The organism is Pseudomonas fulva NBRC 16637 = DSM 17717 (genome assembly GCF_000730565.1).
Taxonomy (GTDB): domain Bacteria; phylum Pseudomonadota; class Gammaproteobacteria; order Pseudomonadales; family Pseudomonadaceae; genus Aquipseudomonas; species Aquipseudomonas fulva.
In genome coordinates this window covers 1-26,309 of the sequence record NZ_BBIQ01000014.1, presented here as the reverse complement: position 1 = coordinate 26,309, position 26,309 = coordinate 1, and the positions used below count along the sequence as shown (strand labels likewise).

The window sequence follows — 26,309 nt, the reverse complement described above, 5'->3', positions numbered from 1 at the left end:
GGGCCACTGTTGTCAGCGTGCATGCCAGTTCGCCCATCCGGGCCTGGCGTAACGGCGCGAAGCATAGCGCAGCGTTCGTCGTATTTCTGCTGGTCAATCGATCCATCGCTCGCTAGAATTGCGCACTTTTTGATCAGAGGCGCCAAAAGCGCCCGTCAAGGTCGCCCCCGATCAACGCTGGGCGACCTGTATTCAACGCCGAGGTTAGTCATGTCCACCACGCCCGCCACCCCCAAGGTCGGTTTCGTCAGCCTGGGTTGTCCCAAAGCCCTGGTCGATTCCGAGCGCATCCTCACCCAGTTGCGCATGGAAGGCTATGAAGTCGTGCCAACGTACGAGGATGCCGACGTGGTGGTGGTCAACACCTGCGGTTTCATTGACAGCGCCAAGGCCGAATCGCTTGAAGTGATCGGTGAAGCCATCAAGGAAAACGGCAAGGTGATCGTCACCGGCTGCATGGGTGTCGAGGAAGGCACCATTCGCGACGTGCACCCAAGCGTGCTTTCGGTGACCGGCCCGCAGCAGTACGAGCAGGTGGTCAACGCCGTGCACGAAGTGGTGCCGCCGCGTCAGGACCACAACCCGCTGATCGACCTGGTGCCGCCGCAAGGGGTCAAGCTGACGCCGCGCCACTATGCCTACCTGAAGATTTCCGAAGGCTGCAACCACAGCTGCAGCTTCTGCATCATTCCGTCGATGCGTGGCAAGCTGGTCAGCCGCCCGGTGGGCGACGTGCTGAGCGAGGCCGAGCGCCTGGTCAAGGCCGGGGTCAAGGAAATCCTGGTGATTTCCCAGGACACCAGCGCCTACGGCGTAGACGTCAAATACAAGACCGACTTCTGGAACGGCCGCCCGGTCAAGACCCGCATGCTCGAGTTGTGTGAGGCCCTGAGCAGCCTGGGTGCGTGGGTGCGCCTGCACTATGTGTATCCGTACCCCAATGTCGACGATGTGATCCCATTGATGGCTGCCGGCAAGATCCTGCCGTACCTGGACATTCCGTTCCAGCACGCCAGCCCCAAGGTGCTCAAGTCGATGAAGCGCCCGGCCTTCGAAGACCGGACCCTGGCCCGCATCAAGCAGTGGCGCGAGCAGTGCCCGGAGCTGGTCATTCGTTCGACCTTCATCGTCGGCTTCCCAGGCGAAACCGAGGAAGACTTCCAGTACCTGCTGGACTGGCTGACCGAGGCCCAACTCGACCGCGTGGGCTGCTTCCAGTACTCGCCTGTCGAAGGTGCCCCGGCCAACGACCTGGGCTTGGCCGACGTCCCGGACGACGTCAAACAGGATCGCTGGGACCGCTTCATGGCGCACCAGCAGGCCATCAGCGCCGCCCGCCTGCAGATGCGCATCGGCAAGGAAATCGACGTGCTCATCGACGAGGTCGAAGAGCAAGGCTCGGTGGGCCGCAGTTTCTTCGACGCGCCAGAAATCGACGGCAGTGTCTTCATCGATGGCAACCACGGCTTCAAGCCTGGCGACAAGGTACGTTGCCGCGTGGTGGACGCCGACGAATACGATATGTGGGCAGAGCCCATCTGACAGGGCGCCCTGCCTGCCTCCTGTCGCAGTGGCGCGGCCCGCCCCGGGTCGCGCCCTCCTCCAGCATCTATCCTTGTTTTGACGGCCACTGGAGCAAGGACCCGATGCGCACCTTCTCGACCCTGGAAACGCCTCACCTGAGCGACTACCCCAGGCTGGTCAGCGTATGGGAAGACGCGGTACGTGCGACGCACGCCTTTATGCCCGAACCCTACATCGTGCTGCTGCGCGACAAGGTGCTGCGGCGGTATCTGGACGCGGTGATGCTGGTCTGTGCCCGTGGGCCTGATCGCAGCATCCAGGGTTTCGTCGGCGTGGCAGGCGGGCGCATCGACATGTTGTTCGTGGACCCGCAGTGGCATGGCCGAGGTATCGGCAAACAATTGCTGCAGCATGCGGTGCAGGCGTTGGACGCCCTGACCCTCGACGTCAACGAGCAGAACACCCAGGCGCTGGGCTTTTATCTGCACCAGGGCTTTGAGATCGTGGGCCGTTCGCCCAAGGACGGTCTGGGCCAACCGTATCCCTTGCTGCACATGCGCAGGCACAGCGCGGCCTGATTGACACAGATTCCCGCCCCTCGCCCGGCGGGAAGGGTACAATGCAGCCTTTCTTTGCCTTTGCGAATCGTCGTCATGTCCGAACCCGTCCGTCTGTCCAAACGCCTTGTCGAGCAGCTTGGCTGTTCCCGCCGCGAGGCTGAGTTGTATATCGAAGGAGGCTGGGTGACGGTCGACGGCGTGGTGGTCGAGCAACCGCAGTTCAAGGTCGAGCAGCAGCACGTCGAGCTGCTGTCCGGCGCGCGCGCCGAGAGCCTGGAGCCGGTCACGCTGCTGCTCCACCAAGGCGCGGGCATGGACAACGAAACTGCCCGGCTTGGCCTGAACATGACCAGCCTCAGCGAGGCCCATCGCGAAGGCGTGCGCCCCTTGCACGGGCATTTCACCCGCCAGGCCTGTGTAGCACCGTTGGAACCGGGTGCCAGCGGCTTGCAGGTGTTTACCCAGGACTGGCGGGTAACCCGCAAGATCAACGCCGACCTGCGCAAGCTTGAACAGGAGTTCGTCGTCCAGGTGCGCGGTGAAGCCAGTGCCCAGATGCTCGAGCGCCTGGCACGCGGTGTGACCCGCAATGACCGCGAATTGCCCAAGGCCAAGGCCAGCTGGCAGAACGAAACCCATTTGCGCCTGGTGCTGAAAAACCCGCAACCCGGCCAGATTTCCGAACTGTGCGCCTACCTGCGCCTGGAGTTGCTGGGCATGCGCCGCATACGCCTGGGCGGTGTTTCGATGGGCAAGCTGGCGCTGGGCCAATGGCGCTACCTGATGGGCACTGAACGTTTCTAAGTGAGAGGCCGTGCGATGACGTGCGGCACGAGAACAGGATTTTGCAGCAATGAACCACAATGACGTCCTGCGCAGCCTGCGCTACATGTTGAAAGTCAATGACGCCAAGATGGCCGAGATCATCGGTTTGACCGGCCTGGACGTGAACCCTGTCGTCCTGGCGACCTATGTGAAGAAAGAAGAAGAGGAAGGCTTTGTGCGCTGCCCGGACCGGGTCATGGCGCACTTTCTCGACGGCCTGGTCATCTACCGTCGCGGCAAGGATGAAAGCCGTCCGGCACAACCTGTCGAACTGCCGGTTACCAACAACCAGATCCTGAAGAAGCTGCGAGTGGCTTTCGAACTGAAAGAGGACGACCTGCACGCCATCTTGAAATCGGTCGATTTCCCCGTCAGCAAACCTGAGCTCAGCGCACTGTTTCGCAAGGCCGGCCATGACAACTACCGCCCGTGCGGCGACCAGTTGCTGCGCAACTTCCTGAAGGGCCTGACCCAGCGCGTGCACGGCTGAATGGTCATGCAGCATACGGTGGCGCCGGTGGGGATCGTGCGCTCCTGTTTCAAGGAGAAGTTCGCCATTCCGCGCCAGCCGCAACTGGCGCCGGCCGCACGCGGTGTGCTGGAGCTACTGCCCCCGTTCGACCAAGCCGAGGCAGTCGAAGGGCTGGAACAGGTCAGCCACGTCTGGCTGCTGTTTCTGTTCCACCAGGCCCTGGAAGAAAAACCCAGGCTCAAAGTGCGCCCACCGCGCCTGGGGGGCAACAAGAGCATGGGTGTGTTCGCCACTCGCGCCACGCACCGGCCCAACGGCATCGGCCAGTCGGTGGTGCGGCTGGAGGGCGTTGAACCTGGCCGCTTGCTGTTGTCAGGCATCGACCTGCTCGACGGCACGCCGGTGCTGGACATCAAGCCCTACGTACCCTATGCCGACAGTGTCGAGGGTGCCCATAACCACATGGCCAGCGGTGCGCCAGTGGCCATTACCGTGCAGTGGGCCGACAGCGCCCTGCCCCAGGCCCGCGAGCATGCGTTGCGCCTGGGCGAGCCCCTGGTGGCATTGATCGAGCAATGCTTGGCGCAAGACCCACGGCCAGCCTATCAGGTGCCTGTGGCCGAACGGGTGTATGGGGTCAAGTTCTGGGATGTGCAGGTCAGGTGGCATTATCCGCAGACGGATGTGATCCGTGTGCTGGAGGTGGTGCTGGCTTGAAGGTGCAATAGCGCTGCATCTGGGGGGGTGTGCTGTCGCCATCTGGCTCAAGTACCAACAGCCGCCCATGAAAAAGGCGACCCGCCGGGTCGCCTTTTTTCGTACCGTTACGCTGTAATCAACGTGCTGGACCTTCGGCAACGCCCAGGTCGTCGGTCGGACGGGTGTCGATCAGCGGACCGCCACCCGAAGCCAACTCCGACGCCAGCTTGTCGTTGTCCATCTCGTTGACCCACTTGGCTACGACCACGGTGGCAACGGCGTTGCCCACCAGGTTGGTCAAGGCACGCGCTTCGGACATGAAGCGGTCGATGCCCAGGATCAGCGCCAGGCCGGCAACCGGCAAGTGGCCCACGGCAGACAGCGTGGCCGCCAGCACGATGAAGCCCGAACCGGTAACGCCAGCGGCACCTTTGGAGGCGACCAGCAGCACCAGCAGCAGGGTGATCTGGTGGGTGATGTCCATCGGGGTGTCGGTAGCCTGGGCGATGAACACCGCAGCCATGGTCAGGTAGATCGAGGTGCCGTCCAGGTTGAACGAGTAACCGGTCGGAATGACCAGGCCTACCACGGACTTCTTGGCACCCAGGCGTTCCATCTTGGCCAGCATGCGTGGCAGCGCGGACTCGGACGAGGACGTGCCCAGCACGATCAGCAGCTCTTCACGGATGTAGCGGATCAGCTTGAGTACGCTGAAACCGTGGGCGCGGCAGATGCCACCAAGCACCACCAGCACGAACAGCAGGCAGGTGATGTAGAAGCACGCCATCAGGTAACCCAGCTGCACCAGCGAGCCCACGCCGTACTGGCCGATGGTGAAGGCCATGGCGCCGAAGGCACCGATCGGGGCCAGCTTCATGATCATGTTGATGATGTTGAACATGACATGGGCGAAGCGATCGATCATGTCCAGGAACGGCTTGCCGTAGCTGCCCAGGCGGTGCAGTGCGAAGCCGAACAGCACCGAGAACATCAGTACTTGCAGGATGTCGCCGTTGGCGAAGGCACCGACCACGGTGTTGGGGATGACGTTGAGCAGGAAGCCTACGGTGGTCTGCTGCGCGCCAGCGGCGGCATAGGCAGCCACGCTGCTGGCATTGAGGGTGCTGACGTCGATGTGCATGCCCGCGCCGGGCTTGACCACGTTGACGACCACCAGGCCGATGATCAGCGCGATGGTGGAGACGATTTCAAAATACAGCAACGCATAGCCGCCCGTCTTGCCGACGGATTTCATGCTCTGCATGCCGGCGATACCGCTGACCACGGTGCAGAAGATGATCGGGGCGATGACCATCTTGATCAGTTTGACGAAGCCATCACCCAAGGGTTTGAGGGCAACGCCCGTTTCCGGGTAGTAATGGCCGAGCAGAATACCGATGGTGATGGCAACCAACACCTGGACATACAGGGATTTGTAAAGCGGCTGACGTGTCGTCATGGCTGTTTTTCCTCAAGTGTGCCGCGCCACCCTGTTCCAGGGGTGCAGCACCTGAATCGCTAACCCTCCTGCACTTGGAGGGATTTGTCGTTGTGGTAGAGCTGCCTTCGCAGGCCTCTGCCAATAGCGATAGCAAGGGTGATGCCAAAATGCCCAAACCGGGTGCAGGCAGGGCTATTGCTGGCTTTCCATGCCCAACGTCGGGGCGAAACGTGAGGAAGGGTGGCGGGTTTCCGCCCGCTGGCGGAATTGGAGCGGCCCAGATGGCGGAAAACCGCCTGGGCTCATTCCAGATTGAAGGTGATACGGAAGGCGGCGCCGCCAAGCGCCGAGTCATCCAGGCTCAGTTCGGCATCGTAGCTGTCGATGATGTCCTTCACCACAGCCAGGCCGATGCCTTGCCCCGGGTGCTGACTGTCCAACCGCTCACCACGCTCCAGAATGCGCTGGCGCTGGTTGGCGGGCACGCCTGGACCGTCATCTTCGATACAGAGCGTGAGCCGTCCAGCTTCTCTGAACAGGCTGACCCTTATCTGGCCCAGGCTCAGGCGGTAGGCGTTTTCCAGGAGGTTACCCAGCAGTTCGAGCAATGCGCCCTGCTCCATGGGTACCCGCGCCTGGTCCGGCACCTGCAAGGTCACGTCCACGTGTTTATCGCGGTAGACCTTGGCCAGCGTGCTACACAGGCTGTCGAGCAAGGGGCGTAGCACCACGCTATGACGCACCAGGCCGCTCTTGCGCAGGCTGGCCCGTTGCAGCTGATAGTCGATCTGCTGGCTCATGCGTTCGATCTGGCTCTGCAAGACCCTGGCCTGCTCCCGTTCACCGTTGTGCTGCTGCAGGCTTTCGCCCACCCCCTGCAACACGGCCAAGGGCGTCTTCAGGCTGTGCGCCAGGTCGTCCAGCGAATCCCGGTAGCGCTGGCGTTGCTCGCGCTCGCTTTGCAGCAGGCGGTTCAGCGAACCGGTCAGGCGCAGCAGTTCGCGGGGGTGGTGTGTGCTCAGGCCGTCCCGCGCGCCGGATTCCAGATCGTCGAGCTCGCGGCTAAGGCGGCGCAGCGAGCGCAACCCCCAGGTCAACCCGGCCCAGAGCAGCGCCAGCAGTGCCAGCAAGGCAGCCCCGAAGCCCAGGTAGAGTTTTTCACGCAGGCCATCGAGGGTGCGCTGATAGTCGCGCACCGGCTGCAGGGCCACGATGCTGAAGGCGGCACTCTTGCCGCCCAGCAGCTTAATCTCGACGTCATAAACGAAGAACTCCTCGCCATTGGCCTGGTGGATGCGTGCGAACTCGTTTCCGCGGCCATCGTAGCGAGGCTGATAGTTGATGTTCTGCGCCGCCGTGGCCCGGGACTGCCAGACCAGTTGGCCAGCACGGTCGAAGATGTACCCCAGCAGACCGGTATAGGGCAGGTTGAAACGTTCGTCCGGCAACAACGCCGGCATCTGCAACTGCCCGTTTTCGATACGCGCCGCCGAAATCAGCGTGGTCACGTCCGAAGCCAGGCGTTGTTCGATCGACTCCTGCAAGGCAAGGCTGAAGGCTTTCTGCAAAGCTGGCAGCAGCGCCAGCATGAACAGCACCGCCAACACGGCAGCGGCCAGCATCAGGCGCACACGCAGGGATCGAATCATCGGCAGCGCTCGGTGAACAGGTAGCCAAGCCCGCGCACGGTATCGATGGGCTTGAAGCCGCACTCGCCTTCGAGCTTGCGCCGCAAGCGCCCGATGAGCACTTCGATGACGTTTGGATCACGTTCTTCATCGCCAGGGTAGAGTTGCTCCATCAGGCGATCCTTGGCCACCACCTGCTGGTGATGACGCATCAGGTACTCGAGGATGCGATATTCGTAGGCAGTCAGGCCCAGTGGCTGCTCGTCGAGCGTCGCCTGCTTGCGATTGAGGTCAAGGACCAACGGGCCGGCGGCGATGGTTGACTGGGTGAAGCCGCTGGAGCGGCGCAGCAGCGCATTGAGGCGCGCCTCGAGTTCTTCGAACTGGAACGGCTTGACCAGGTAGTCGTCGGCGCCAGCGGCCAGCCCTTCGACCTTGTCCTGCCAGTTGCCGCGGGCCGTGAGGATGAGGATGGGGAAGGTCTTGGCCTGGTTGCGCAGGCGCGTGATCAGCTCCAGGCCACTGATGCCCGGCAGCCCCAGGTCGACCACCGCCAGGTCGAAGTGGTACTGCTCGGCCTGGTACAACGCCTCCTCGGCATTGGCGACCGCCTCGACCACGTGGCCACTTTCCCCCAGGCGGGTATAGAGGTGATGGCGAAGCAAGGCTTCGTCCTCGACCACCAGCAGTTTCATGTGCAGCTCCTTGATGGATGTGCCTGTACGGTGCCCAATGCTGACAAGCCAGCCCCACCGCGTGCGCCTACCGGCCTGATGGCCCAGCATGGCACTGGTTGGAGCTGGCTTGCCAGACCCGGGTCGCTACAGGATAACGCGACGGGCAGGTCAGAACTTGTAGGAAGCCGCCAGATAGGTCTGCGCGCTGCTGCTCAGGCGCAATGTGCCGGCCTTCGGCGCGCCGTGGGGGCTGACCTCGGTGGCGGCATTGGTGCGCAGGTAGCGGTAGCCCAGTTCGACCGAGGCCTTGTCGGTGATGTCCTGGATGACGCCTGCCTGCAGGCCGTAGGCATAACCGTAGTCGGTGTCGCGGCTCAGGCCTGGCGATTCCTGGGACAGCTTGGTCATGCCGAGGGTGCCGCCGCCGAACAGCTTGGTGGTATCGCCTACGGGCAGGAACAGGTCATAGCTGCCCAGCAAGTTTTCCTGGCGAAGTTTCAAGCCGCTGTGGTCACCGGAAACGTTGTCGTAGGTCATGTAGTAGCGACCCTGGTCATTGATGCGCCCCAGGCGCACGCCCCAGGTACCGTCCTTGGCGATGACGCCGTCGGTGTTGAGGTGGTCGGTGTTGCGTTGCAGCAGGCCTGACTTGCGAACCTTGTCGCTGGTCTGGCCGTAGGTGAGGCTGGCGAAGTTTTCGTCGGCCGCCTGGGCGCTGGTCATGCCAGCGGCGCAGACGGCTACGGCGGCAAGCAGGGTATTGAATGTTTTCATGGTGAGGTTACTCCAGTCGAGTGCGCTGTTGAGGTCTGGAAGCTAGAGTAAGCAGGGCACACTGAACCTCGACTGAACCCTTGCTGAACATTGACTGAACGAACCGATTGCAATCCAGGAGTAGTCACCATGCGCGCCTTGCTGGCCTTGACCTTGATGTGTACTGCCGCCTTTGCCCAGGCGGCGGTACAGACCCGCGAGATCCCCTACCAGGATGCCGACGGCAACCGGCTGGTCGGCTATTACGCTTATGACGACGCCGTCACCGGCAAGCGGCCAGGCATCGTCGTGGTGCATGAGTGGTGGGGGCTCAATGACTACGCCAAACGACGCGCCCGGGACTTGGCAGCGCTGGGTTACAACGCCCTGGCCATCGACATGTACGGTGACGGCAAGCACACCGAGCACCCTCAGGACGCCCAGGCGTTCATGGCGGCAGCACTCAAGGACCCCAAGGCTGCTGCCAGGCGCTTCGACGCCGGGCTGGAATTGCTCAAGTTGCAGCCCAACACCAACAAGCATGACCTGGGCGCTGTGGGGTACTGCTTTGGCGGCAAGGTGGTACTCGATGCCGCCAGGCGCGGCGAGAAGCTCGACGGTGTGGTGAGTTTCCATGGCGCCCTGGCTACCACTACACCCGCAAAGCCTGGGGTGGTGAGGGCGGCAATTCTGGTGGAGCACGGCGCAGCGGACAGCATGGTGACCGCCGAACAGGTGCAGGCCTTCAAGGCGGAGATGGACGCGGCGAAGGTGAATTACCGTTTCGTCAGCCTCGACGGGGCCAAGCACGGGTTCACCAACCCTGATGCCGACCGCCTGAGCCATGGCGCTCACGGCGGGCCCGACATCGGTTATGACAAGGCGGCCGACGAACGCTCCTGGGCAGACATGCAGGCGTTTTTCAAGCAGGTGTTCAATGAGTGATCACGCGGGGCAGCCATGCTGGGACGCCAGCGATCACCGTAATAGGTAGGCAACAGTGGGCGCGTTTTCATGCTTGCGTTGAAAACTGCGCCCATGTGCCGGGCTGCATCGCCCTGCCCCTCCCGCAACCCCTGCTCAGCTGGCACAATAGCGCGCATGACGACCCTTCCTGCCTGCTGTACCTCGCTTCGGCAACACTGGCCCTTGCCCCGTCCCTTGCCTGGCGCGGTACTGGTCAGTTGCGCCTTCGACCCCACAAGCGTGGCCCCGGACGACTTCGCGCGTGCTGGCATCGTGCCCAGTGCGGGCCTGCAACGTTCAGTTGCCAAGCGCCAGGCTGAATACATCGCCGGGCGGGTATGCGCGCGCGCTGCGTTGCAGCAGTTGGACGGCCGGCACTACGTGCCCACCACCCACGAAGACCGCTCCCCCATCTGGCCTGCTGGCATTCGGGGCTCGATTACCCACGGTAAAGGCTGGGCGGCGGCGGTGGTTGCCGCCCAAGGCAGCTGCCGCGGGCTAGGGTTGGACCAGGAAGCGCTGCTCGATGACGAGCGCGCCGAGCGTTTGATGGGCGAGATCCTGACACCGATGGAGCTGGAGCGTCTGGACCACCGGCAGTTGGGCCTGGCCGTGACCCTGACCTTCTCGCTGAAGGAAAGCCTGTTCAAGACGCTCTACCCCCTGACTGGCCAGCGCTTTTACTTCGAACATGCCGAGCTGCTCGAATGGTCCGCTGAAGGGCTGGCCACGCTGCGCCTGCTCACCGACCTGTCCGCCCAATGGCGCAAGGGCGCCCAACTGCAGGGGCAGTTCTGCCTGCAGGATGGCCACTTGCTGAGCCTGGTTAGCGCCTGAGGCCTACAAAGGCGCCTGTTGTCGCGGCCAGGCAAGGCTGAAACAGGCGCCACCCAGGGCCGTGCCATGGCCTACCGTGGCGCGGCCTGCGTGCCAATAGATGATACGGCGCACGATCGACAAACCCAGGCCATGGCCACCGGAGGCCCGGGTGCGGCTGTCATCCAGGCGCATGAAAGGCGTGAAGATGCGGTCCCAGACCCCTTCCGGAATGCCTGGCCCGTCATCTTCCACATTGATACGGCACACGTGCGGGCCTAGCTGATAACTCACGCGCACTTCGTGCTCGGCGTGGCGCAGGGCATTGCTCACCAGGTTCTGCACGGCGCGGTGCAGGTAGCGGGGCTCTGCCTCGACCCAGGCGGTCTCGCCTTCGACGCCCTGGCAATCGCCCCGCAACAAGCGTATGTCGCGACGCAACGGGGCCAGTTCGGCAATGACCTGATCGAGCAAGGCATCCAGGTCGATACGCTGGAACGTCAGGGCCGGGGCGCCTTGCTCGAGGCGCGCGTAGGTGAGCATTTCGTCGACTAGCTTGTCCAGGTCCTGGATGTCGCCGTCCATGCCGGCAAGGTGCTTGGCGCGTGCCTGCTCGGTGGCGGCGCTTTCGACCATTTCCAGGCCAAAACGCAAGCGGGCCACGGGGGTGCGCAGCTCGTGCGACACGGCACGTACCAGCTCGCGCTGCATGGACAGCGAGCGCTGCAAGTGCTCGGCCATGCCATTGAATGCCGCTGCCAGGCGCCCGATCGAATCGGCATCGCCTGCCGGTACACGCGTGTCCAGGCTGCCTTGGGCGATGCCCGCCGCGGCCCGCGCCAGGCCGGAAACGCGCCGCTCCAATTGGCGCACCAGCAGGTAGACCACCAGGCCAATGAGGCTCAAACCAACCAGGGTGATCAACACCAGCAACTGGGGTGGGTAGGGGTTGAGCTGGTGCAAGGGGCCGATCTCCAGCACCCACGGCGAGCCGGAGAGCCCAGCGAACACGCGTATGGAATCGCCATCCATGCCCAGCGCCATCACCGTGTCACCCTCCTCCACCCGGCGCCGCTGATCATCATCCAGGCTGGCCCGCTCGATACGCTGCAAGGCAACCCCAAACCCGAAGCCCTTGTCGTGCTTGATCTGCTCCAGGCGCTGCTGCTGTTCGGTCACCGGATAACGCACCAGCTCGTCGGCCAGTAGATACAGGGTAGCGCGCGCCAGTTGCTCGCTGATCTGCCTGACCTGGGCGACCAGCAGCAGGTCCTGCTGCCCTACCCTGCGCAACACCCGAGCTGCATGCGGGCCGGTCTTCTCGACCACTACGAGGCTGCGGTACAGACGGGCGCGTTGTGCGCCATCAAGGGCGAAGGCCGACATGGGCTGCAACTGCAGTGGCACCCCCAGCAGCCGCCCCCACAGCAGCAGGGAACGCTTGCGCTCGGTGTCGCTCTGTCCGGCCAGGTTATCGGCCATGAGGCTGAACGTGCCTTGCGCCAGGCCCTCGCGGTGCTGGGCGGCGCGCACTTCGTTGACCAGGTGCAGGCTGAGCACCCCCAGCAGCGCCACCAGTACCAGGACCGCCAGCATGCCGCCATAGATGCGCAGGAAAATGGAGTTCACGGGCATTGGCCCACGAACAGATAGCCTTTGCTGCGCAGGGTCTTGATCAGCCGGGGCTGGATAGGGTCGTCGCCGATGCGAGGGCGGATACGGGAAATGCGTATGTCGATGGAGCGGTCCTGGCCGTCATAGCCCACACCGCGCAGCGCCGTGGAGATCTGCTCGCGGGTCAGCACCTTGCCAGCGTTGCTGGCCAGCAGCCAAAGCAGGTCGAATTCGGCGCCGGTAAGCTCGATCTGCCGATCGCCAAGCCACGCCTCACGCACCCGGCTGTCGATGCGCAGCGCACCGAAGGTCAGGTCCTGGCGTTTGCCCGCAGGCGCCTCGCTGCGACGCAACAAGGCCTGGATGCGCGCCAGCAACAGCCGGGGGCGTACGGGCTTGCACACGTAGTCGTCTGCGCCAATGTCCAGTCCTTGCACCTGATCCAGATCGTCGGTGCGCGCCGTGAGCATCAGGATGGGCCCAGGGTACTGGCTGCGCACTCGCCGACAGATGCTCATGCCATCTTCGCCCGGCAACATCACATCCAGCATGACCAGGTCCGGCTGGGTGTCGATGATGCGTCGCGCTGCGCGAGCGCCATCGCCCTCGACACTGACCGCGTACCCTTGGGCGCTCAGGTACTCGGCAGTCAGTTCGGCCAGACGCTGGTCGTCTTCGACGATGAGGATGCGCGGTAGCGTTGGATCCATGGCGTAGGGCCTGTTGGTGTTGTTTTTCCCTGGATAGTACGACCAGGACCCTGTCGAGCCAACCCACTTGGGTGGTTCTGTGGACAATGATCCGGGTGCGTCGGCGGCCCCTGAAAAAAACTGCCCAGCGGCAAGCAGACGCAGAAAAACACTTCAAACCAGTGGGCACAAGGCCTACAGCGAATACTCACGTTTCACTCACAAAGTACCCACAAGATATCCACAGCCGCTCGCCTTGCAAACACCCCCATACCGCATTATCTTGTATCGCGATCGCGACGAACCACTAGATATAGGGGTTCGCGCAAAATCACTTACAAAAGTCAACCCGCAAAATCATCGGATTTTTCGGCTGAACTTACGGTGGTTTCAGCAGCCAAACCGCTCCTGCGGAGGCGACCGAGGCAAGCCCTGTCAGGGCCTTGTTCGGGCATGGGTGAACCAGGCGAGCCTGGCACTCATCAGCAACGGATTCCGGCAACCCGGAACTTTTGACTTCGGCCAGGGAGCGGCAAGCCATTGCCCTTATTCCTGAGTCTGTCCCGAAGTCGGTACGCCCGCGCGGACGGATGCGCTTGCGTTGCGCATCCCCGCCAGGCAATCGAGCAAGTGGACGGAACGGTGGGCGCCCAATTGGGCGCCTGATCAATATAGAAACTGTGGAGACACCCACCCATGCAAACCGACACGACTCGCGAGAACCCGCAGGCCAAGGCCCCGCAGGTTGCCGAATCCAATCAGGATCTGGCCGCCACTGCCCCTGGCCAACTGCGCGTGATCAAGCGTAACGGTACTGTCGTCCCCTACACCGACGACAAGATCACCGTGGCCATCACCAAGGCGTTCCTCGCAGTTGAAGGCGGTACCGCCGCCGCTTCGTCGCGCATTCACGACACCGTCGCGCGCCTGACCGAGCAGGTCTCGGCCACGTTCAAGCGTCGCATGCCATCGGGTGGCACCATCCACATCGAAGAAATCCAGGACCAGGTCGAACTGGCCCTGATGCGCGCCGGCGAGCAGAAAGTCGCCCGTGACTACGTCATCTACCGTGAGCAGCGCGCCAAGGAGCGCGCCACCCGCGTCAGCACCGACGCCGTGGTCGAGCCGCACCCAAGCATTCGCATCACCCTGGCCGACGGTAGCCTGGCGCCGCTGGACATGGCGCGCCTGAACACCATCATCAGCGAAGCCTGCGAAGGCCTGGCCGAAGTCGATGGCGACCTGATCCAGCGCGAAACCCTGAAGAACCTGTACGACGGCGTGGCCATCAAGGACGTCAACACCGCCCTGGTGATGACCGCCCGTACCCTGGTCGAGCGTGAACCGAACTATTCGTTCGTCACCGCTCGCCTGCTGATGGACACCCTGCGCGCCGAAGGCCTGGCCTTCCTGAACGTCGCTGACAGCGCCACGCACCACGAAATGGCCGACCTGTATGCCAAGGCTCTGCCGGCCTACGTCGCCAAGGGCGTGGAGTTCGAGCTGCTCAACCCGGCCCTGGCAGCCTATGACCTGGAGCGCCTGGGCAAGGCCATCGATCACGAGCGTGACCAGCAGTTCACCTACCTGGGCCTGCAAACCCTGTACGACCGCTACTTCATCCACAAGGATGGCGTGCGCTTCGAGCTGCCGCAGGTCTTCTTCATGCGTGTGGCCATGGGCCTGGCACTGGAAGAAAAGGACAAGGAAGCGCGCGCGATCGAGTTCTACAACCTGTTGTCGTCCTTCGACTACATGGCCTCGACCCCGACCCTGTTCAACGCTGGCACCCTGCGCCCGCAGCTGTCGAGCTGCTACCTGACCACCGTCCCGGACGACCTGTCGGGCATCTACCACGCGATCCACGACAACGCCATGCTGTCCAAATTCGCAGGTGGCCTGGGCAACGACTGGACACCGGTGCGTGCACTGGGCTCCTACATCAAGGGCACCAATGGCAAGTCCCAGGGCGTCGTGCCGTTCCTCAAAGTCGTGAACGACACCGCTGTTGCGGTCAACCAGGGTGGCAAGCGCAAGGGCGCTGTGTGTGCCTACCTGGAAACCTGGCACCTGGACATCGAAGAATTCATCGAGCTGCGCAAGAACACCGGTGATGATCGCCGTCGTACCCACGACATGAACACCGCCAACTGGATCCCTGACCTGTTCATGAAGCGCGTCTTCGACGACGGCAAGTGGACCCTGTTCTCGCCCTCGGAAGTGCCGGACCTGCACGACCTGACCGGCAAGGCCTTCGAAGAGCGCTACGAGTACTACGAAGCCCTGACCGAGTACAACAAGATCAAGGTGTTCAAGACCATCCAGGCCAAGGACCTGTGGCGCAAGATGCTCTCGATGCTGTTCGAGACCGGCCACCCATGGCTGACCTTCAAGGACCCGTGCAACCTGCGCTCGCCTCAGCAGCACGTGGGCGTGGTGCACAGCTCGAACCTGTGCACCGAGATCACCTTGAACACCAACAAGGACGAGATCGCGGTCTGCAACCTGGGCTCGATCAACCTGCCGAACCACATCGTCGATGGCAAGCTGGACACCGCCAAGCTGCAACGCACCGTCAACACGGCCGTGCGCATGCTCGACAACGTGATCGACATCAACTACTACTCGGTACCGCAGGCGCGTAACTCGAACCTCAAGCACCGTCCGGTAGGCCTGGGCATCATGGGCTTCCAGGATGCGCTGTACCTGCAGCACATCGCCTACGGTTCCGACGCTGCCGTCGAATTCGCCGACAAGTCGATGGAAGCGGTCAGCTACTTCGCCATCCAGGCCTCCTGCGACCTGGCCGACGAGCGCGGCGCCTACGAGACGTTCCAAGGCTCGCTGTGGTCCAAAGGCATCCTGCCGCTGGACTCGCAACAGATCCTGATCGAGGCCCGTGGCCAGAAGTACATCGACGTCGACCTGAACGAAACCCTGGATTGGGCGCCGGTCCGTGCCCGGGTACAGAAAGGTATTCGTAACTCGAACATCATGGCCATTGCGCCAACTGCGACCATCGCCAACATCACCGGCGTGTCGCAGTCGATCGAGCCGACCTACCAGAACCTGTACGTGAAATCGAACCTGTCGGGCGAGTTCACCGTGATCAACCCGTATCTGGTTCGCGACCTCAAGGCCCGTGGCCTGTGGGACTCGGTCATGATCAACGACCTGAAGTACTACGACGGTTCGGTGCAGCAGATCGAGCGTATTCCGCAAGAACTCAAGGAGCTGTACGCCACGGCCTTCGAAGTGGAAACCAAGTGGATCGTCGACGCCGCTTCCCGTCGCCAGAAGTGGATCGACCAGGCGCAGTCGCTGAACCTGTACATCGCCGGTGCCTCGGGCAAGAAGCTGGACGTGACCTACCGCATGGCCTGGTACCGTGGTCTGAAAACCACCTACTACCTCCGTGCCCTGGCCGCCACCAGCACCGAGAAGTCGACCATCAACACCGGCAAGCTCAACGCCGTGTCCAGCGGTGGCGACAGCGCCCCGGTCCAGGCAGCCGGCCCTGCACCAGTGCCCAAGGCCTGCGCGATCGACGAGCCGGACTGCGAAGCCTGCCAGTAAGGCCAGGCCGAGGCTTCCTGCGGGAAGCCTCTTTTTTGTAGAGCCGTATGCAAGCCTGCGGGTGTGGCGCTGCCGCCCCGCTACCCGATACAAAAGCCGCAGCCACGCCGCTGGGGCCAGCCCGCCATGGGCACCGCTGATTTGCGTGCACCGCACCGCAACCAAGATCTACCGGCCATACTTCACAGATGGCCCTCGAGCAGGAGACTCTCACCATGCTGAGCTGGGACGAATTCGATAAAGAAGATGACGGCGAAGTCGCCGCCAAAGGCAACACCCCTGCGCAGGCTCACGCCGCCGCCACCCTCGACAAACTCGACAGCGCCGGCGGTGCCGCGGCCCTGGAAGCCCGCGCTGCCACGGCGTCGGACTCCGAGGCCGTCAAGCGCGCCAAGGCGGCCCTGGACGCCCTGGACGTTGCCGAAGGCCTGGCTGAGCTGGAAGGTTCCTCGGCCCGTGTGGCGGTGGATGAAAAGCGCATGATCAACTGCCGCGCCGACCTTAACCAGCTGGTGCCGTTCAAGTACGACTGGGCCTGGCAGAAGTACCTCGACGGCTGCGCCAACCACTGGATGCCGCAGGAGGTCAACATGACCGCCGACATCGCCCTGTGGAAGAGCCAGGACGGCTTGACCGAGGACGAGCGCCGCATCGTCATGCGCAACCTGGGCTTCTTCTCCACGGCCGACTCGCTGGTTGCCAACAACCTGGCCCTGGCTGTGTACCGCCTGATCACCAACCCCGAGTGCCGCCAGTACATCCTGCGCCAGGCCTTCGAAGAGGCGATCCACACCCACGCCTATCAGTACTGCATCGAGTCGCTGGGCATGGATGAAGGCGAGATCTTCAACATGTACCACGAGATCCCGTCGGTCGCTAAGAAAGCGGCTTGGGGCCTTAAGTACACCCGCGCCATCTCCGACCCCGAGTTCAACACCGGCACCGTCGAGACCGACAAGGAACTGCTGCGCAACCTGATCGCCTACTACTGCGTTCTGGAAGGCATCTTCTTCTACTGCGGCTTCACCCAGATCCTGTCCATGGGCCGTCGCAACAAGATGACTGGCGTTGCCGAGCAGTTCCAGTACATCCTGCGTGACGAGTCGATGCACCTGAACTTCGGTATCGACGTGATCAACCAGATCAAGATCGAAAACCCGCACCTGTGGGATGCGGCGATGAAGGAAGAAGCCACCCAGATGATCCTGCAGGGGACTCAGCTGGAGATCGAATACGCCCGTGACACCATGCCACGCGGCGTACTGGGCATGAACGCGGCAATGATGGAGGACTACCTCAAGTTCATCGCCAACCGTCGCCTGACGCAGATCGGCCTGAAGGAAGAGTACCCAGGCACGACCAACCCGTTCCCGTGGATGAGCGAGATCATGGACTTGAAGAAGGAGAAGAACTTCTTTGAGACGCGAGTGATCGAGTACCAGACCGGTGGGGCGTTGAGCTGGGATTGATCTTCAAGGCGTAGGTGTTCACCTCCGGCTGAATTTTTTCACCAATACTAAACGTAGTCCTGATACTACAAGCGATGCTGATTAAGTGCACAATGCCCGGATGAGCTCATTGTGCACTTAATCCCTCTGAAATTTTTCTGATTCATCATCCACGCACCCCAGTTCGACCAGGAACAAGGAACGTAAGCGCGATCCCGACATGCACCAGGCGAAGAAAGGTAACTCATATTTCTTCGGCATGAAGGCGCCTGTTAGTGCCGATGCCGAATCGGGCCTGGTGCACCCTGTACACGGTATAGCGGCGAATGTAGCCGCTGTAGCGTCATCTGTGGCGACGCGGGTTGTACCGGCTTGGAGAAGCAGCCGGAGCCTGGAAGAAGGCCGGTGATCTGGCAGATCTGCGGCTGAAATCGGTTCTTTCGTCAAACGATGAGCTTTGCGAATGGATCAAGAGCTTGTCACCTCTCCTGTCGCGTAAGGCCCCTGTGCGCCCTGCGCCGCAGTGATCAGAATGTTTCATTAAGCATTTCAGGATGTGTCCAGCATAATCGAGGGGATTGATCGTTCAACAACGAACAGATTCATGCTGGAGAACCGTCTATGCCTGCTTCGCCTCCCGCCCGGTCCAAGGCCGCGGCGGTTCTACGTGTCACATCTGGTAACTTCCTCGAACAATTTGACTTCTTCCTGTTCGGTTTCTACGCCACCCAAATCGCCTCAGCTTTCTTCCCAGCCTCCAGCGAATTCGCCTCGCTGATGATGACCTTCGCTGTGTTCGGCGCCGGATTCCTCATGCGGCCATTGGGGGCGGTAATTCTGGGCGCTTACATCGACGATGTTGGCCGCCGCAAAGGCCTCATCGTCACGCTGTCAATCATGGCTAGCGGCACGTTGCTCATCGTCCTAGTCCCCGGCTTCGCCACGATCGGCTATTGGGCACCCGCGCTCGTACTGCTTGGCCGCTTGCTGCAAGGCTTTTCCGCCGGTGCTGAATTGGGCGGGGTGTCGGTCTACCTAGCCGAAATGGCTACACCGGGTCGCAAAGGGTTCTATACCAGCTGGCAATCCGGCAGCCAACAGGTCGCCATCGTGGTCGCCGCCGCGTTGGGTTACGGACTGAATCAAAGCCTAGCGCCGGCCGAGATCAGCGAGTGGGGCTGGCGAATTCCGTTCGCCGCTGCCTGCATGATCATCCCGTTCATCTTCTTCCTGCGCCGTAACCTGCAAGAAACCGAAGCGTTCGAGAAGCGTCAGCATCGCCCGACCATGAAGCAAGTGATCGCTACCCTAGGCCGCAACTCATCGGTAGTCATCGCGGGCATGCTGATGGTCGCCATGACCACCAGTGCCTTCTACCTGATCACTGTGTACGCTCCTACCTTTGGTAAGACTGTACTCAACCTGAGCACAAATGACGCGTTGCTGGTGACGCTTCTGGTAGGCGTGTCCAACTTTATCTGGCTACCCATCGGCGGCACGCTCAGCGACCGTTTCGGTCGTAAACCAATCCTGATCGCCATGACCGTACTCACCCTGTTCACCGCTTACCCGGCACTGTCTTACCTGGCCCATGCGGCAAGCTTCGCGCACATGCTTGAGGTACTGCTGTGGTTCTCGTTCCTCTATGCGATGTACAACGGTGCGATGATCCCGGCGCTCACGGAAATCATGCCAGTCGAAGTGAAGGTAGCGGGCTTTTCCCTAGCCTACAGCTTGGCTACGGCCCTGTTCGGCGGTTTCACACCGGTCATGTCGACCTGGTTGATCCATGAAACCGGTGACAAAGCAGCGCCTGCTTACTGGGTCGCATTCGCTGCACTGTGTGCGCTGTGCGCGACGCTTGTGTTGTATCGTCGAATAGCAAGGAAGGACCGGGTTCCAGTTTGAACCCTCCTGAGTCGCTGTTCACCTTATAGTGCAGCGCAAGTCATTATCCACTTTTAGTGATCACCACCCGGCTCCACCCGCTGCACGGCAACCTGCTGGCGGGTGGTCATGTCGGCCAGTATCACTTCCCCTTCCTGATGCGTCGGGGTGATCATCAGCGAGCGGACAAAGTGCTCGTTACCGCCCTTGCGCGCCTGCACATTCTCGAACGCCACGATGATCGTATCGTTGCGCCAGTTGTTGGTATCGAAGCCGCCTGCGGCGACGAACTCGCGGATGTCGCGCACGTCGTTGAAGGTGTTGGCCGGCAGTATCAGTAAGCGACCCTTGAGGAACACCTCGTAGTACTGGTGCGGGCCGGCCGGCCAGTTGTGGGCCACCACGTGTTCGATGCGCCAGTCGTAGACCGTGTTCTGATAAACCAGCACGCGCTCGACTTTTTGGCCGTTACATGCGGCAAGCCATGGCAACAGCAGCGCGGCGAGCCAGGGGCGTATGAAGCGTTTGTTCATCCAGCGGCTTCCTTGCGTAATCTTTTGTGAGCATTGCGCGCTGGCGGGCTGCCAGCGAACAGTTCGGTACTTTACCAGACACACCCACCCCGCCCATGGGCTGGGTAGCAGGTCAATCCAACTGTTGGGCCCTCAGGCTTTGTGCCAGCAGGTCGATGAAGGTCCGGACCTTGGTTGAACCGTATTTGCTCTCCCGATGCAGCACATGAATCGGCCACGGGGCTTCTTCGTATTCAGCCAGGATCACTCGCAGTTGCCCGCTGGCCAGCTCGTCAGCCACCTGGTAGGACAGCAGGCGGGCGATTCCCAGCCCGCCACTGGCGGCGGCAATCGCCCCGTCGTTGCTGGTGACGGTCAACCGTGGCTTGACCCGCACCAACGTCGATTCGTCGGTCACCCCGAAGCGCCAACCAGCGCGCGGTGACAGGTCGGTGGTGCCAATCACCGCATGACTTGCCAAGTCGGAAGGATGTTCGGGTGTGCCATAGCGGGCCAGGTATTCAGGCGAGGCGCACAACATGCGGCGTACCTTGCCCACGCGCAATGCCTTGAGGCCCGAATCGGGCAAGGGGCCGATGCGTACGGCCACGTCCATGCCCTCCTCGACCATATTCACGATGCGGTCCAGGAAGTAGGCGCTAATGTCGACCTCCGGAAATCGTTGCAAGTACTGCACGATGCACGGCATGACGAACTTCTTGCCGAACAGGCTCGGGGCGGTGATGGCCAGATCGCCCTTGGGGGTGGCGTTGATGCCGGCAGCGGCTTCGTTGGCCTCGTGAATGCTGGCGAGGATGTGCCGGGTGTCCTCCAGGTAGCGGCCGCCGGCTTCAGTCAGGCGCACACTGCGGGTGGTGCGCAGCGCCAGCTTGACACCGAGTTGTTCCTCCAGGGCGACGACAGCACGGGTGACGGCCGCTGGGGAGATATCCAGGCGACGCGCAGCCGCGGCGAAGCTTTCCAGTTCGCCTACGGCGACAAACACCTTCATCAGGTGGATCTGGTCCATGCGGGCTCCTGGGGGTGGGAATACAGGCATTATGTTTGATTCAAGGCGCTTGTGCTGCCTGTTCTGGCCGATCAGATATCAAGCACCAGCGCCTGCCCTGGCTCATCCACCTTCGCGGGCACCGCACAACAGATCAGCGCGCTCCCGCTCTGCGGCATTTCGACTGGGAGGTTAGGGTAATGCACCTGGCCACTGAGCAACCGCGTTTTGCAGGTGCCGCAGGTCCCACCCCGGCAACTGAACTCCGGCGACAGGCCATGTGCCTCGGCCAACTCCAGCAGTGTGCCGCTGGAGGGTGACCACTGCGCCTGTTTGGCTGATGCCGCAAAATGGACCGCGACTGACTCGCTGGCAGCAGGCGGTTGCTGCAGGGTCGGCTGGCCGGCGTCGAAGTGGCGGCGAAGGCTAGACGGGCCGAACGCCTCGGCATGAATCCGCGTGTCCGGCACATGCAGGCCGCGTAGCCCCTGGTAGAGGTCCTGGGTGAAGCTGCCTGGGCCGCACAGGTAGAAATCGTAGTCATCCAATGTCAGTGTGGCTTTGACGTGCTCGATACTCAGCCGGCCGGCAAACTGATAATCACGGCCTGGCCGGGCGTGATCTTCGGGTTGGCTCAGGGTGCGGTGCACGTGCAGCAGCCCTGCGGCGTGATGTTGCAAGTGGGCCAATTCCTTGTGGAATGCCAGATCAGCCAAGCTACGGGCGCCCTGGAAAAGATGAATGACCCGCGCCGGCCCTTGCTTCAACTGCTCGCGCAACATGGCCAGCAAAGGGGTGATGCCTACGCCAGCGCCAATCAGCACCAGCGGCCGAGTGCTGTTCAGATCCAGCGTGAAGCCGCCTACCGGCGGCCGCACCTGCAGCACATCGCCTGCCACGACGCGCTCATGCAGGTAGCGCGAAGCGGGCCCCTGTGCCTTGACGCTGATGCGCACATGACCGTCGGAAGGCGCGCTGGACAGGCTGTAGGTGCGGATCAGCGGCTTATGCGGGTCCAGCGGGATTTGCACCGGCACATGTTGCCCTGGCGCGAACGTCACTGCGCTAGCGCCAGGCGGCTCGAGGTAGAACGAGCGGATATCACGGCTTTCCTGCTCCACCCGCAACACGCGCCAGGGTTGCCATTGCGCCTGTTGCGAGCGTTGCGACAGATGGCTCCAGGTGCCAGTCGCCAACGTGGTAGGCGCGTAGTCCTTGAATGCCCAACGCAGGCCAACTGCGCCCGGACGCCATACCACATGCTCGACCTCCAGCGTCCAGAGGCGCTCGGCGCCCTCGAACAATGGGATGTCGGGGCTGTCCAGCAGCAGCTTGGCACGCCCATACAGTTGCAGCACGTTGCCATTGCTGAAGTCGATGAACAGCAGCCCAGCACGGGGGTTTGCCAGCAGGTTGCCCAAAGTATTGAAGTGCAGGTTCCCGGCGTAGTCGGGGATGGTCAGGAGACTGCCTTCAACCCTGACGAACCCAGGTCGTCCGCCGCGGTGGGAGACGTCCACCGCTCGCTGGCCGTCGGCGTGCTCGACATAACTGGCGACGAAGAAGGTATCGGCTGCCTGAATCAGACTGACGGCATCGGCATCCAGCGCTGTGGAATCGATACGCCCTTGGGGCATTTGCGCGACCCGGGTGTAGTCGCGCCGTTGGATGTATTGCGGGCAGTTGCCGAATGACTGAGCCACAGTCACCTGCAACTGCTCATGGGTGGCCTGGTGGATGCGGCCGTTGAGACGGTTGCGCCGACGGGTGTGCAGTTCGATGCCCAACAGGCCGACTGCCTGCCCGGCGGCCAGCCCTGGCGTCGCCGGATCGTCGGCTGGCGGTTGGATATCGATTGTCAGCTCACGAGGATGGGGCGAGCGGATGAAACCTTCCGGCCCCTCCAGCAAGGTCGCCCACGGACGGCCCTGCGCGTCCACGCTGGCGGCAACAATGAACGGCAGCTGGTGGTAGAAGGCGCGGTGCTGATCGGGCATGTAGTCGCGAATGACCTTATGCCCCACCGCCTCCATGCGCGCTGCTACACCCACCTTTTCCTGCAGGGTTTTCTCGCCTGGGTGCCAGGGCGATGGGCGATGGTCGTGTATGTGCTGCATGGCGACGTCCTCGGGGGCGGTACGGTGTCAGGCGTTGGTCTGCAGCCCGATCTGGGTACGTGGCATGGCCACGAAGCCGGGCAACGCTTCGATTCGCATCAGCCAGTCGCGCACATTGGCATAGGGCTCCAGCGACACATTGCCTTCAGGTGCGTGGGCGATGTACGAGTAGTTGGCGATATCGGCGATGGTTGGCGTATGACCTACCAGGAACGGTCTTTTGGCCAGTTCGGTATCGATCACCTTGAGCAGCCCATGGGCGCGTGCAATGACCTCGTCGGTATCGAATGCCGCACCAAACACGGTCACCAGGCGCGCGGCGGCCGGACCGAAGGCCAGCGGGCCGGCAGCCACCGACAACCAGCGTTGCACGGCAGCGGCTGCCACCGGATCTTCGGGCAGCCATGCGCCGCTGTCATATTTCTTGGCCAGGTACACCAGGATGGCGTTGGAATCAGCGATCACCGTGCCGTTGTCATCGATCACCGGCACCTGGCCGAAAGGGTTGAGGGCCAGGAACTCGGGTTGCTTGTGTGCGCCTGCTGCCAGGTCAACGAAAACCAGTTGGGTTGGCAACCCAAGCAGGGAAAGCATGAGCTCGATGCGGTGCGCGTGACCGGACTTGGGGAAGTTGTAGAGCTTTATTGGGGTGGACATCGGCATGGCTCCTGATCAGCGCCGGCATAGCGCTGGTAGAGCCATACTGCATGTATCGGTGCAGGAGCAGAATCAGCGCCTGGAGCAAGCCTCAATTTCGCTGGTCGAAACAATTGGCCTGTGTAGCGCTGGCTATAAAGGGTGATGCAGTGACCGGACACACGTATGTACCAAGCTCTGTGCGGCAGTGACTGCAAGGGCTTGTGTTTCAGGAATGACGGTTGTGGAGATAGAGCCGGTGCACAGCCTCTACGACGCGGGGAACTGTGGCTTGATGTTCCTCAGAGCTCATCTTATCGAGCAATGGAAAACTCTTCTCCTCGCCATGGAGCGCGATTGCATCGAAGTGATGTCGAAGCCCAGCAGGCAAAGGCGGCCACTGACCTACTTCTACCCCTTTCATGTAGCCAAAGCACCAGTCCTTGAGAACCACGACATCGCCGTCTGGAAGTTCTCGTACTTCGAATAGCAGTTCAAGTTCATCGGTTGCCTGCGCAAGCATCTGCAACACACGGTTGTGGAACTTGATGAGTAGATCAAAATAACGCTGGCTCTGCGCCTTGCTTTTGAAATGAGGCAGCTTTCCCCACCTACCACGGGTAGCCATTCGCTTGGGGGTACAACGCGCGGTGTGCTGCACAGCGCGTTCATGAAGCCGTCCAGCTCGGACAGGGTAAGTATGGCGTTGTCGTTACCGTGCTTGAACAACAACTCTCATTGCCTTACCGCTGCTGTGAATGAAATCGGTAAAGCTGGCGAACGGCATCGATGACGTGGGGCACGCACTGCTGGATATCCTGTTCGGACATCTGGTCCAATAACTCGACGTTATCTTCCAGCCCATGCAGCGAGATGGTCTTGAGCAGCGCATCCTGTTCTGGAGGCAGAGCAGCCCAACCCGCGACTTGGGTGCCACGCATGTAGCCAAAGCACCACTCCTCCATGACGACTTCGGTCCCCTGGTCGCCCTCGCCTTGCTCGAAAAGCGGCTGGAAACCATCGACATTGTCTTCCAGGTCTTCGGCCACCTGACTGGCGTAGCGCAGCATCAATGCCGTATAGGCCTCTTCGTCAGCCGGCTTCTTGAACTTGGGAACATGACCGCCGGCTACTGCTGGCAGCCATTCCATAGGCTGGACGGTATTGGGTGAGCTGGCCAGGGCGGTGAAGAACCCGTTGAGCTCTGCCAGATTGATGACCGAGTAATCATTGCCGTAGACGATCAACATGTCTTCGAGGCGATTGAGCTCTTTTTCGGTAAGCGGTAAGAACATGCAGTAGGGTCCTGGCAGTCAGATGTCCGTGCACCCTAACATAAAGACCTCGTGCACAGCGCCTGCGCGCCACATACGCATCATATAGGTCTGCCTGAATGGCGTGCTCAACTCCTTAACGTGGTATGGCCTCATGCAGGCGATAACCGAGGGCTACGTCGTAAAGATCTGTACGTCGATCGCGGGGTACGCCATTCAAGGCGTTGCAAGCGGCCGAGCGAGCACTGCTCAGGTCTATATCGGCGAAGACGGTGGTCTGCTCCTCTGCACTTGCCACCTCGCCGATAGGCCAGCCGTTGGTTCCAGCAATCAGCGAACATCCCAGAAACCGCTTACCTCGCTCGTTCCCGATACGATTGGCAGCGGCGATGCAGACGTTATTGACGTGAGCGGCCGTCATAGTCAGGTAATTGGCCATGCACCGGTCTGTCTGATCGAATAGCGGGGGTGGCGTCCAGACCCAGTTATTGAGGCTGCAGATCAGATCGGCCCCTTGGGCTGACAGCACCCGGGGCACTTCCGGGAACCAGATATCACAACCGATCAAAAGACCAATGCGGCCTATCGATGTTTGGAATACTGGAAAGCCCGAGTTACCTGGGGTACACCACAGGTTTTCCTGGGCTCCCAAGTGAGCCTTGCGGTAATGCCCGAGCAAACCGCTCGGGCCGAACAGCACCGCACTGTCATACAGTTTAAATCCATCCTGTTCGACGAACCCGGCAGCCAGGTAGATCTGATATTGCTCGGCCAGGTCGGCCCAAACCTGCACGCTGGGGCCGTGCTCAAGCGTCTCGGCGTGAGCATATGCTTCTGCTCGCGACACAAAGGTGTAGCCCGTGTTGGTGAGTTCGGGCAGCACAATGAGGTTGGCTCCAGCACGCGCGGCGCTGCGTGCCAATGCCACGCTCTTGGCGAGGTTACCAGCGCAATGTTCAAGCCCGACCTGAGGGGCGAACTGGATGACTGCAATGCGTGCCGGGCTGAATGCGGCCATGATGCCTTCCCTCTTTGATCGTTTAGAAGGAAGCCAGTAGAGCCGGCTTTCGTTAACCGGATACAGTCGGGCGTTTCTGATAGGTCGGTAGGATTCTACGGTTCAGATGGTAGGCGAGGTCTTACAGCTCAAATCACGTCTTCAGCTGCAATAGCTATGGGTAGCCCC

At 61.8% G+C, this 26,309-nt stretch carries 23 protein-coding genes and 2 pseudogenes; 11 read left to right on the top strand and 14 right to left on the bottom strand.

Features of this window, described 5'->3' with window-relative positions; all coding sequences use genetic code 11:
- Positions 1-210: 210 nt before the first annotated feature.
- From rimO to tsaA, 5 genes are all read left to right on the top strand, one after another.
- Complete coding sequence (gene rimO / locus PFU01S_RS14705) at positions 211-1,542, top strand: 30S ribosomal protein S12 methylthiotransferase RimO (protein ID WP_028687379.1); 1,332 nt, start codon at positions 211-213, stop codon at positions 1,540-1,542.
- Positions 1,543-1,646: 104 nt separating this feature from the next.
- Positions 1,647-2,102 (top strand): GNAT family N-acetyltransferase, encoded by a 456-nt coding sequence (locus PFU01S_RS14700; RefSeq protein ID WP_027914202.1) that lies wholly within the window; start codon positions 1,647-1,649, stop codon positions 2,100-2,102.
- A 75-nt stretch (positions 2,103-2,177) separates the two neighbouring features.
- Complete coding sequence (locus PFU01S_RS14695) at positions 2,178-2,888, top strand: rRNA pseudouridine synthase (protein WP_028687378.1); 711 nt, start codon at positions 2,178-2,180, stop codon at positions 2,886-2,888.
- Between the two features lie 49 nt (positions 2,889-2,937).
- Positions 2,938-3,399 carry a YehS family protein gene (locus PFU01S_RS14690; RefSeq protein ID WP_027914201.1) on the top strand — a complete coding sequence of 154 codons (462 nt, stop codon included), beginning with the start codon at positions 2,938-2,940 and terminating at the stop codon, positions 3,397-3,399.
- Positions 3,400-3,405: 6 nt separating this feature from the next.
- Entirely contained in the window at positions 3,406-4,098 is a 693-nt protein-coding gene (tsaA, locus tag PFU01S_RS14685; protein WP_027914200.1) for a tRNA (N6-threonylcarbamoyladenosine(37)-N6)-methyltransferase TrmO, read from the top strand.
- A gap of 118 nt (positions 4,099-4,216) precedes the next feature.
- Here the strand turns inward: tsaA and PFU01S_RS14680 are convergent, their stop codons facing one another.
- The 4 genes from PFU01S_RS14680 to PFU01S_RS14665 form a co-directional block, all read right to left on the bottom strand.
- Positions 4,217-5,539 (bottom strand): dicarboxylate/amino acid:cation symporter, encoded by a 1,323-nt coding sequence (locus PFU01S_RS14680; RefSeq protein WP_027914199.1) that lies wholly within the window; start codon positions 5,537-5,539, stop codon positions 4,217-4,219.
- A gap of 284 nt (positions 5,540-5,823) precedes the next feature.
- Entirely contained in the window at positions 5,824-7,170 is a 1,347-nt protein-coding gene (locus PFU01S_RS14675; RefSeq protein ID WP_028687377.1) for an ATP-binding protein, read from the bottom strand.
- Complete coding sequence (locus PFU01S_RS14670; protein ID WP_023536231.1) at positions 7,167-7,844, bottom strand: response regulator; 678 nt, start codon at positions 7,842-7,844, stop codon at positions 7,167-7,169. The genes PFU01S_RS14675 and PFU01S_RS14670 overlap by 4 nt, the downstream gene beginning before the upstream one ends.
- A 150-nt stretch (positions 7,845-7,994) precedes the next feature.
- The gene (locus PFU01S_RS14665) at positions 7,995-8,600 is read right to left on the bottom strand and encodes an outer membrane beta-barrel protein (protein ID WP_023536250.1); all 606 of its coding nucleotides are present in this window, start codon (positions 8,598-8,600) and stop codon (positions 7,995-7,997) included.
- 129 nt (positions 8,601-8,729) lie between these two features.
- Between PFU01S_RS14665 and PFU01S_RS14660 the strand changes: the two genes are divergently transcribed.
- Complete coding sequence (locus PFU01S_RS14660) at positions 8,730-9,524, top strand: dienelactone hydrolase family protein (protein ID WP_027914197.1); 795 nt, start codon at positions 8,730-8,732, stop codon at positions 9,522-9,524.
- A gap of 156 nt (positions 9,525-9,680) precedes the next feature.
- Complete coding sequence (locus PFU01S_RS14655) at positions 9,681-10,382, top strand: 4'-phosphopantetheinyl transferase family protein (protein ID WP_027914196.1); 702 nt, start codon at positions 9,681-9,683, stop codon at positions 10,380-10,382.
- A 3-nt stretch (positions 10,383-10,385) separates the two neighbouring features.
- Here the strand turns inward: PFU01S_RS14655 and PFU01S_RS14650 are convergent, their stop codons facing one another.
- Together PFU01S_RS14650 and PFU01S_RS14645 are read right to left on the bottom strand one after the other, a co-directional pair.
- On the bottom strand, positions 10,386-11,957 hold the full coding sequence (locus tag PFU01S_RS14650) for an ATP-binding protein (protein ID WP_280076972.1): 1,572 nt from the start codon (positions 11,955-11,957) through the stop codon (positions 10,386-10,388).
- A 29-nt stretch (positions 11,958-11,986) separates the two neighbouring features.
- The gene (locus PFU01S_RS14645) at positions 11,987-12,685 is read right to left on the bottom strand and encodes a response regulator (RefSeq protein ID WP_028687375.1); all 699 of its coding nucleotides are present in this window, start codon (positions 12,683-12,685) and stop codon (positions 11,987-11,989) included.
- Between the two features lie 675 nt (positions 12,686-13,360).
- Here PFU01S_RS14645 and PFU01S_RS14640 point away from each other — a divergent pair.
- The 4 genes and pseudogenes from PFU01S_RS14640 (at position 13,361) to PFU01S_RS14630 (ending at position 19,596) form a co-directional block, all read left to right on the top strand.
- A complete protein-coding gene (locus PFU01S_RS14640) occupies positions 13,361-16,240 on the top strand; it encodes a ribonucleoside-diphosphate reductase subunit alpha (RefSeq protein WP_027914193.1) in 2,880 nt (959 codons plus the stop codon).
- A gap of 215 nt (positions 16,241-16,455) precedes the next feature.
- Positions 16,456-17,709, top strand: a complete 1,254-nt coding sequence (locus PFU01S_RS14635; RefSeq protein WP_023536270.1) for a ribonucleotide-diphosphate reductase subunit beta — start codon at positions 16,456-16,458, stop codon at positions 17,707-17,709.
- 139 nt (positions 17,710-17,848) lie between these two features.
- A pseudogene (locus PFU01S_RS22680) lies at positions 17,849-18,108 on the top strand (IS5/IS1182 family transposase); the annotation flags it as partial.
- Positions 18,109-18,309: 201 nt separating this feature from the next.
- Positions 18,310-19,596 carry an MFS transporter gene (locus tag PFU01S_RS14630; RefSeq protein WP_027914192.1) on the top strand — a complete coding sequence of 429 codons (1,287 nt, stop codon included), beginning with the start codon at positions 18,310-18,312 and terminating at the stop codon, positions 19,594-19,596.
- A 53-nt stretch (positions 19,597-19,649) separates the two neighbouring features.
- On the opposite strand, the gene PFU01S_RS14625 is transcribed toward PFU01S_RS14630, so the two are convergent.
- The 8 genes and pseudogenes from PFU01S_RS14625 to PFU01S_RS14595 all read right to left on the bottom strand — a co-directional run bounded on the left by PFU01S_RS14625 (position 19,650) and on the right by PFU01S_RS14595 (position 26,141).
- On the bottom strand, positions 19,650-20,108 hold the full coding sequence (locus tag PFU01S_RS14625) for a hypothetical protein (RefSeq protein WP_028687374.1): 459 nt from the start codon (positions 20,106-20,108) through the stop codon (positions 19,650-19,652).
- Positions 20,109-20,220: 112 nt separating this feature from the next.
- Positions 20,221-21,117 carry a LysR family transcriptional regulator gene (locus PFU01S_RS14620; RefSeq protein WP_027914190.1) on the bottom strand — a complete coding sequence of 299 codons (897 nt, stop codon included), beginning with the start codon at positions 21,115-21,117 and terminating at the stop codon, positions 20,221-20,223.
- A gap of 71 nt (positions 21,118-21,188) precedes the next feature.
- Complete coding sequence (locus PFU01S_RS14615) at positions 21,189-23,213, bottom strand: pyridoxamine 5'-phosphate oxidase family protein (RefSeq protein ID WP_028687373.1); 2,025 nt, start codon at positions 23,211-23,213, stop codon at positions 21,189-21,191.
- A gap of 27 nt (positions 23,214-23,240) precedes the next feature.
- Positions 23,241-23,870 (bottom strand): glutathione S-transferase family protein, encoded by a 630-nt coding sequence (locus PFU01S_RS14610; protein WP_027914188.1) that lies wholly within the window; start codon positions 23,868-23,870, stop codon positions 23,241-23,243.
- A 208-nt stretch (positions 23,871-24,078) separates the two neighbouring features.
- Positions 24,079-24,510, bottom strand: coding sequence for a UPF0149 family protein (locus tag PFU01S_RS21830; RefSeq protein WP_304650366.1), 432 nt, complete (start codon positions 24,508-24,510; stop codon positions 24,079-24,081).
- Positions 24,510-24,578: pseudogene (locus PFU01S_RS22675) on the bottom strand (UPF0149 family protein); the annotation flags it as partial. The pseudogene PFU01S_RS22675 and the gene PFU01S_RS21830, both read right to left, overlap by 1 nt.
- A gap of 14 nt (positions 24,579-24,592) precedes the next feature.
- Complete coding sequence (locus tag PFU01S_RS14600) at positions 24,593-25,144, bottom strand: UPF0149 family protein (protein WP_027914186.1); 552 nt, start codon at positions 25,142-25,144, stop codon at positions 24,593-24,595.
- A gap of 115 nt (positions 25,145-25,259) precedes the next feature.
- Complete coding sequence (locus PFU01S_RS14595; RefSeq protein ID WP_033736966.1) at positions 25,260-26,141, bottom strand: nitrilase family protein; 882 nt, start codon at positions 26,139-26,141, stop codon at positions 25,260-25,262.
- Positions 26,142-26,309 lie beyond the last annotated feature (168 nt).

What these genes read in the sequence shown, in the direction of transcription:
- rimO (WP_028687379.1), top strand. Translation starts at nt 211, where the DNA reads ATGTCCACCACGCCCGCCACCCCCAAGGTCGGTTTCGTCAGCCTGGGT.
- PFU01S_RS14700 (WP_027914202.1), top strand. Translation starts at nt 1,647, where the DNA reads ATGCGCACCTTCTCGACCCTGGAAACGCCTCACCTGAGCGACTACCCC.
- PFU01S_RS14695 (WP_028687378.1), top strand. Translation starts at nt 2,178, where the DNA reads ATGTCCGAACCCGTCCGTCTGTCCAAACGCCTTGTCGAGCAGCTTGGC.
- PFU01S_RS14690 (WP_027914201.1), top strand. Translation starts at nt 2,938, where the DNA reads ATGAACCACAATGACGTCCTGCGCAGCCTGCGCTACATGTTGAAAGTC.
- tsaA (WP_027914200.1), top strand. Translation starts at nt 3,406, where the DNA reads ATGCAGCATACGGTGGCGCCGGTGGGGATCGTGCGCTCCTGTTTCAAG.
- PFU01S_RS14680 (WP_027914199.1), bottom strand. Translation starts at nt 5,539, where the DNA reads ATGACGACACGTCAGCCGCTTTACAAATCCCTGTATGTCCAGGTGTTG.
- PFU01S_RS14675 (WP_028687377.1), bottom strand. Translation starts at nt 7,170, where the DNA reads ATGATTCGATCCCTGCGTGTGCGCCTGATGCTGGCCGCTGCCGTGTTG.
- PFU01S_RS14670 (WP_023536231.1), bottom strand. Translation starts at nt 7,844, where the DNA reads ATGAAACTGCTGGTGGTCGAGGACGAAGCCTTGCTTCGCCATCACCTC.
- PFU01S_RS14665 (WP_023536250.1), bottom strand. Translation starts at nt 8,600, where the DNA reads ATGAAAACATTCAATACCCTGCTTGCCGCCGTAGCCGTCTGCGCCGCT.
- PFU01S_RS14660 (WP_027914197.1), top strand. Translation starts at nt 8,730, where the DNA reads ATGCGCGCCTTGCTGGCCTTGACCTTGATGTGTACTGCCGCCTTTGCC.
- PFU01S_RS14655 (WP_027914196.1), top strand. Translation starts at nt 9,681, where the DNA reads ATGACGACCCTTCCTGCCTGCTGTACCTCGCTTCGGCAACACTGGCCC.
- PFU01S_RS14650 (WP_280076972.1), bottom strand. Translation starts at nt 11,957, where the DNA reads ATGCTGGCGGTCCTGGTACTGGTGGCGCTGCTGGGGGTGCTCAGCCTG.
- PFU01S_RS14645 (WP_028687375.1), bottom strand. Translation starts at nt 12,685, where the DNA reads ATGGATCCAACGCTACCGCGCATCCTCATCGTCGAAGACGACCAGCGT.
- PFU01S_RS14640 (WP_027914193.1), top strand. Translation starts at nt 13,361, where the DNA reads ATGCAAACCGACACGACTCGCGAGAACCCGCAGGCCAAGGCCCCGCAG.
- PFU01S_RS14635 (WP_023536270.1), top strand. Translation starts at nt 16,456, where the DNA reads ATGCTGAGCTGGGACGAATTCGATAAAGAAGATGACGGCGAAGTCGCC.
- PFU01S_RS14630 (WP_027914192.1), top strand. Translation starts at nt 18,310, where the DNA reads ATGCCTGCTTCGCCTCCCGCCCGGTCCAAGGCCGCGGCGGTTCTACGT.
- PFU01S_RS14625 (WP_028687374.1), bottom strand. Translation starts at nt 20,108, where the DNA reads ATGAACAAACGCTTCATACGCCCCTGGCTCGCCGCGCTGCTGTTGCCA.
- PFU01S_RS14620 (WP_027914190.1), bottom strand. Translation starts at nt 21,117, where the DNA reads ATGGACCAGATCCACCTGATGAAGGTGTTTGTCGCCGTAGGCGAACTG.
- PFU01S_RS14615 (WP_028687373.1), bottom strand. Translation starts at nt 23,213, where the DNA reads ATGCAGCACATACACGACCATCGCCCATCGCCCTGGCACCCAGGCGAG.
- PFU01S_RS14610 (WP_027914188.1), bottom strand. Translation starts at nt 23,870, where the DNA reads ATGTCCACCCCAATAAAGCTCTACAACTTCCCCAAGTCCGGTCACGCG.
- PFU01S_RS14600 (WP_027914186.1), bottom strand. Translation starts at nt 25,144, where the DNA reads ATGTTCTTACCGCTTACCGAAAAAGAGCTCAATCGCCTCGAAGACATG.
- PFU01S_RS14595 (WP_033736966.1), bottom strand. Translation starts at nt 26,141, where the DNA reads ATGGCCGCATTCAGCCCGGCACGCATTGCAGTCATCCAGTTCGCCCCT.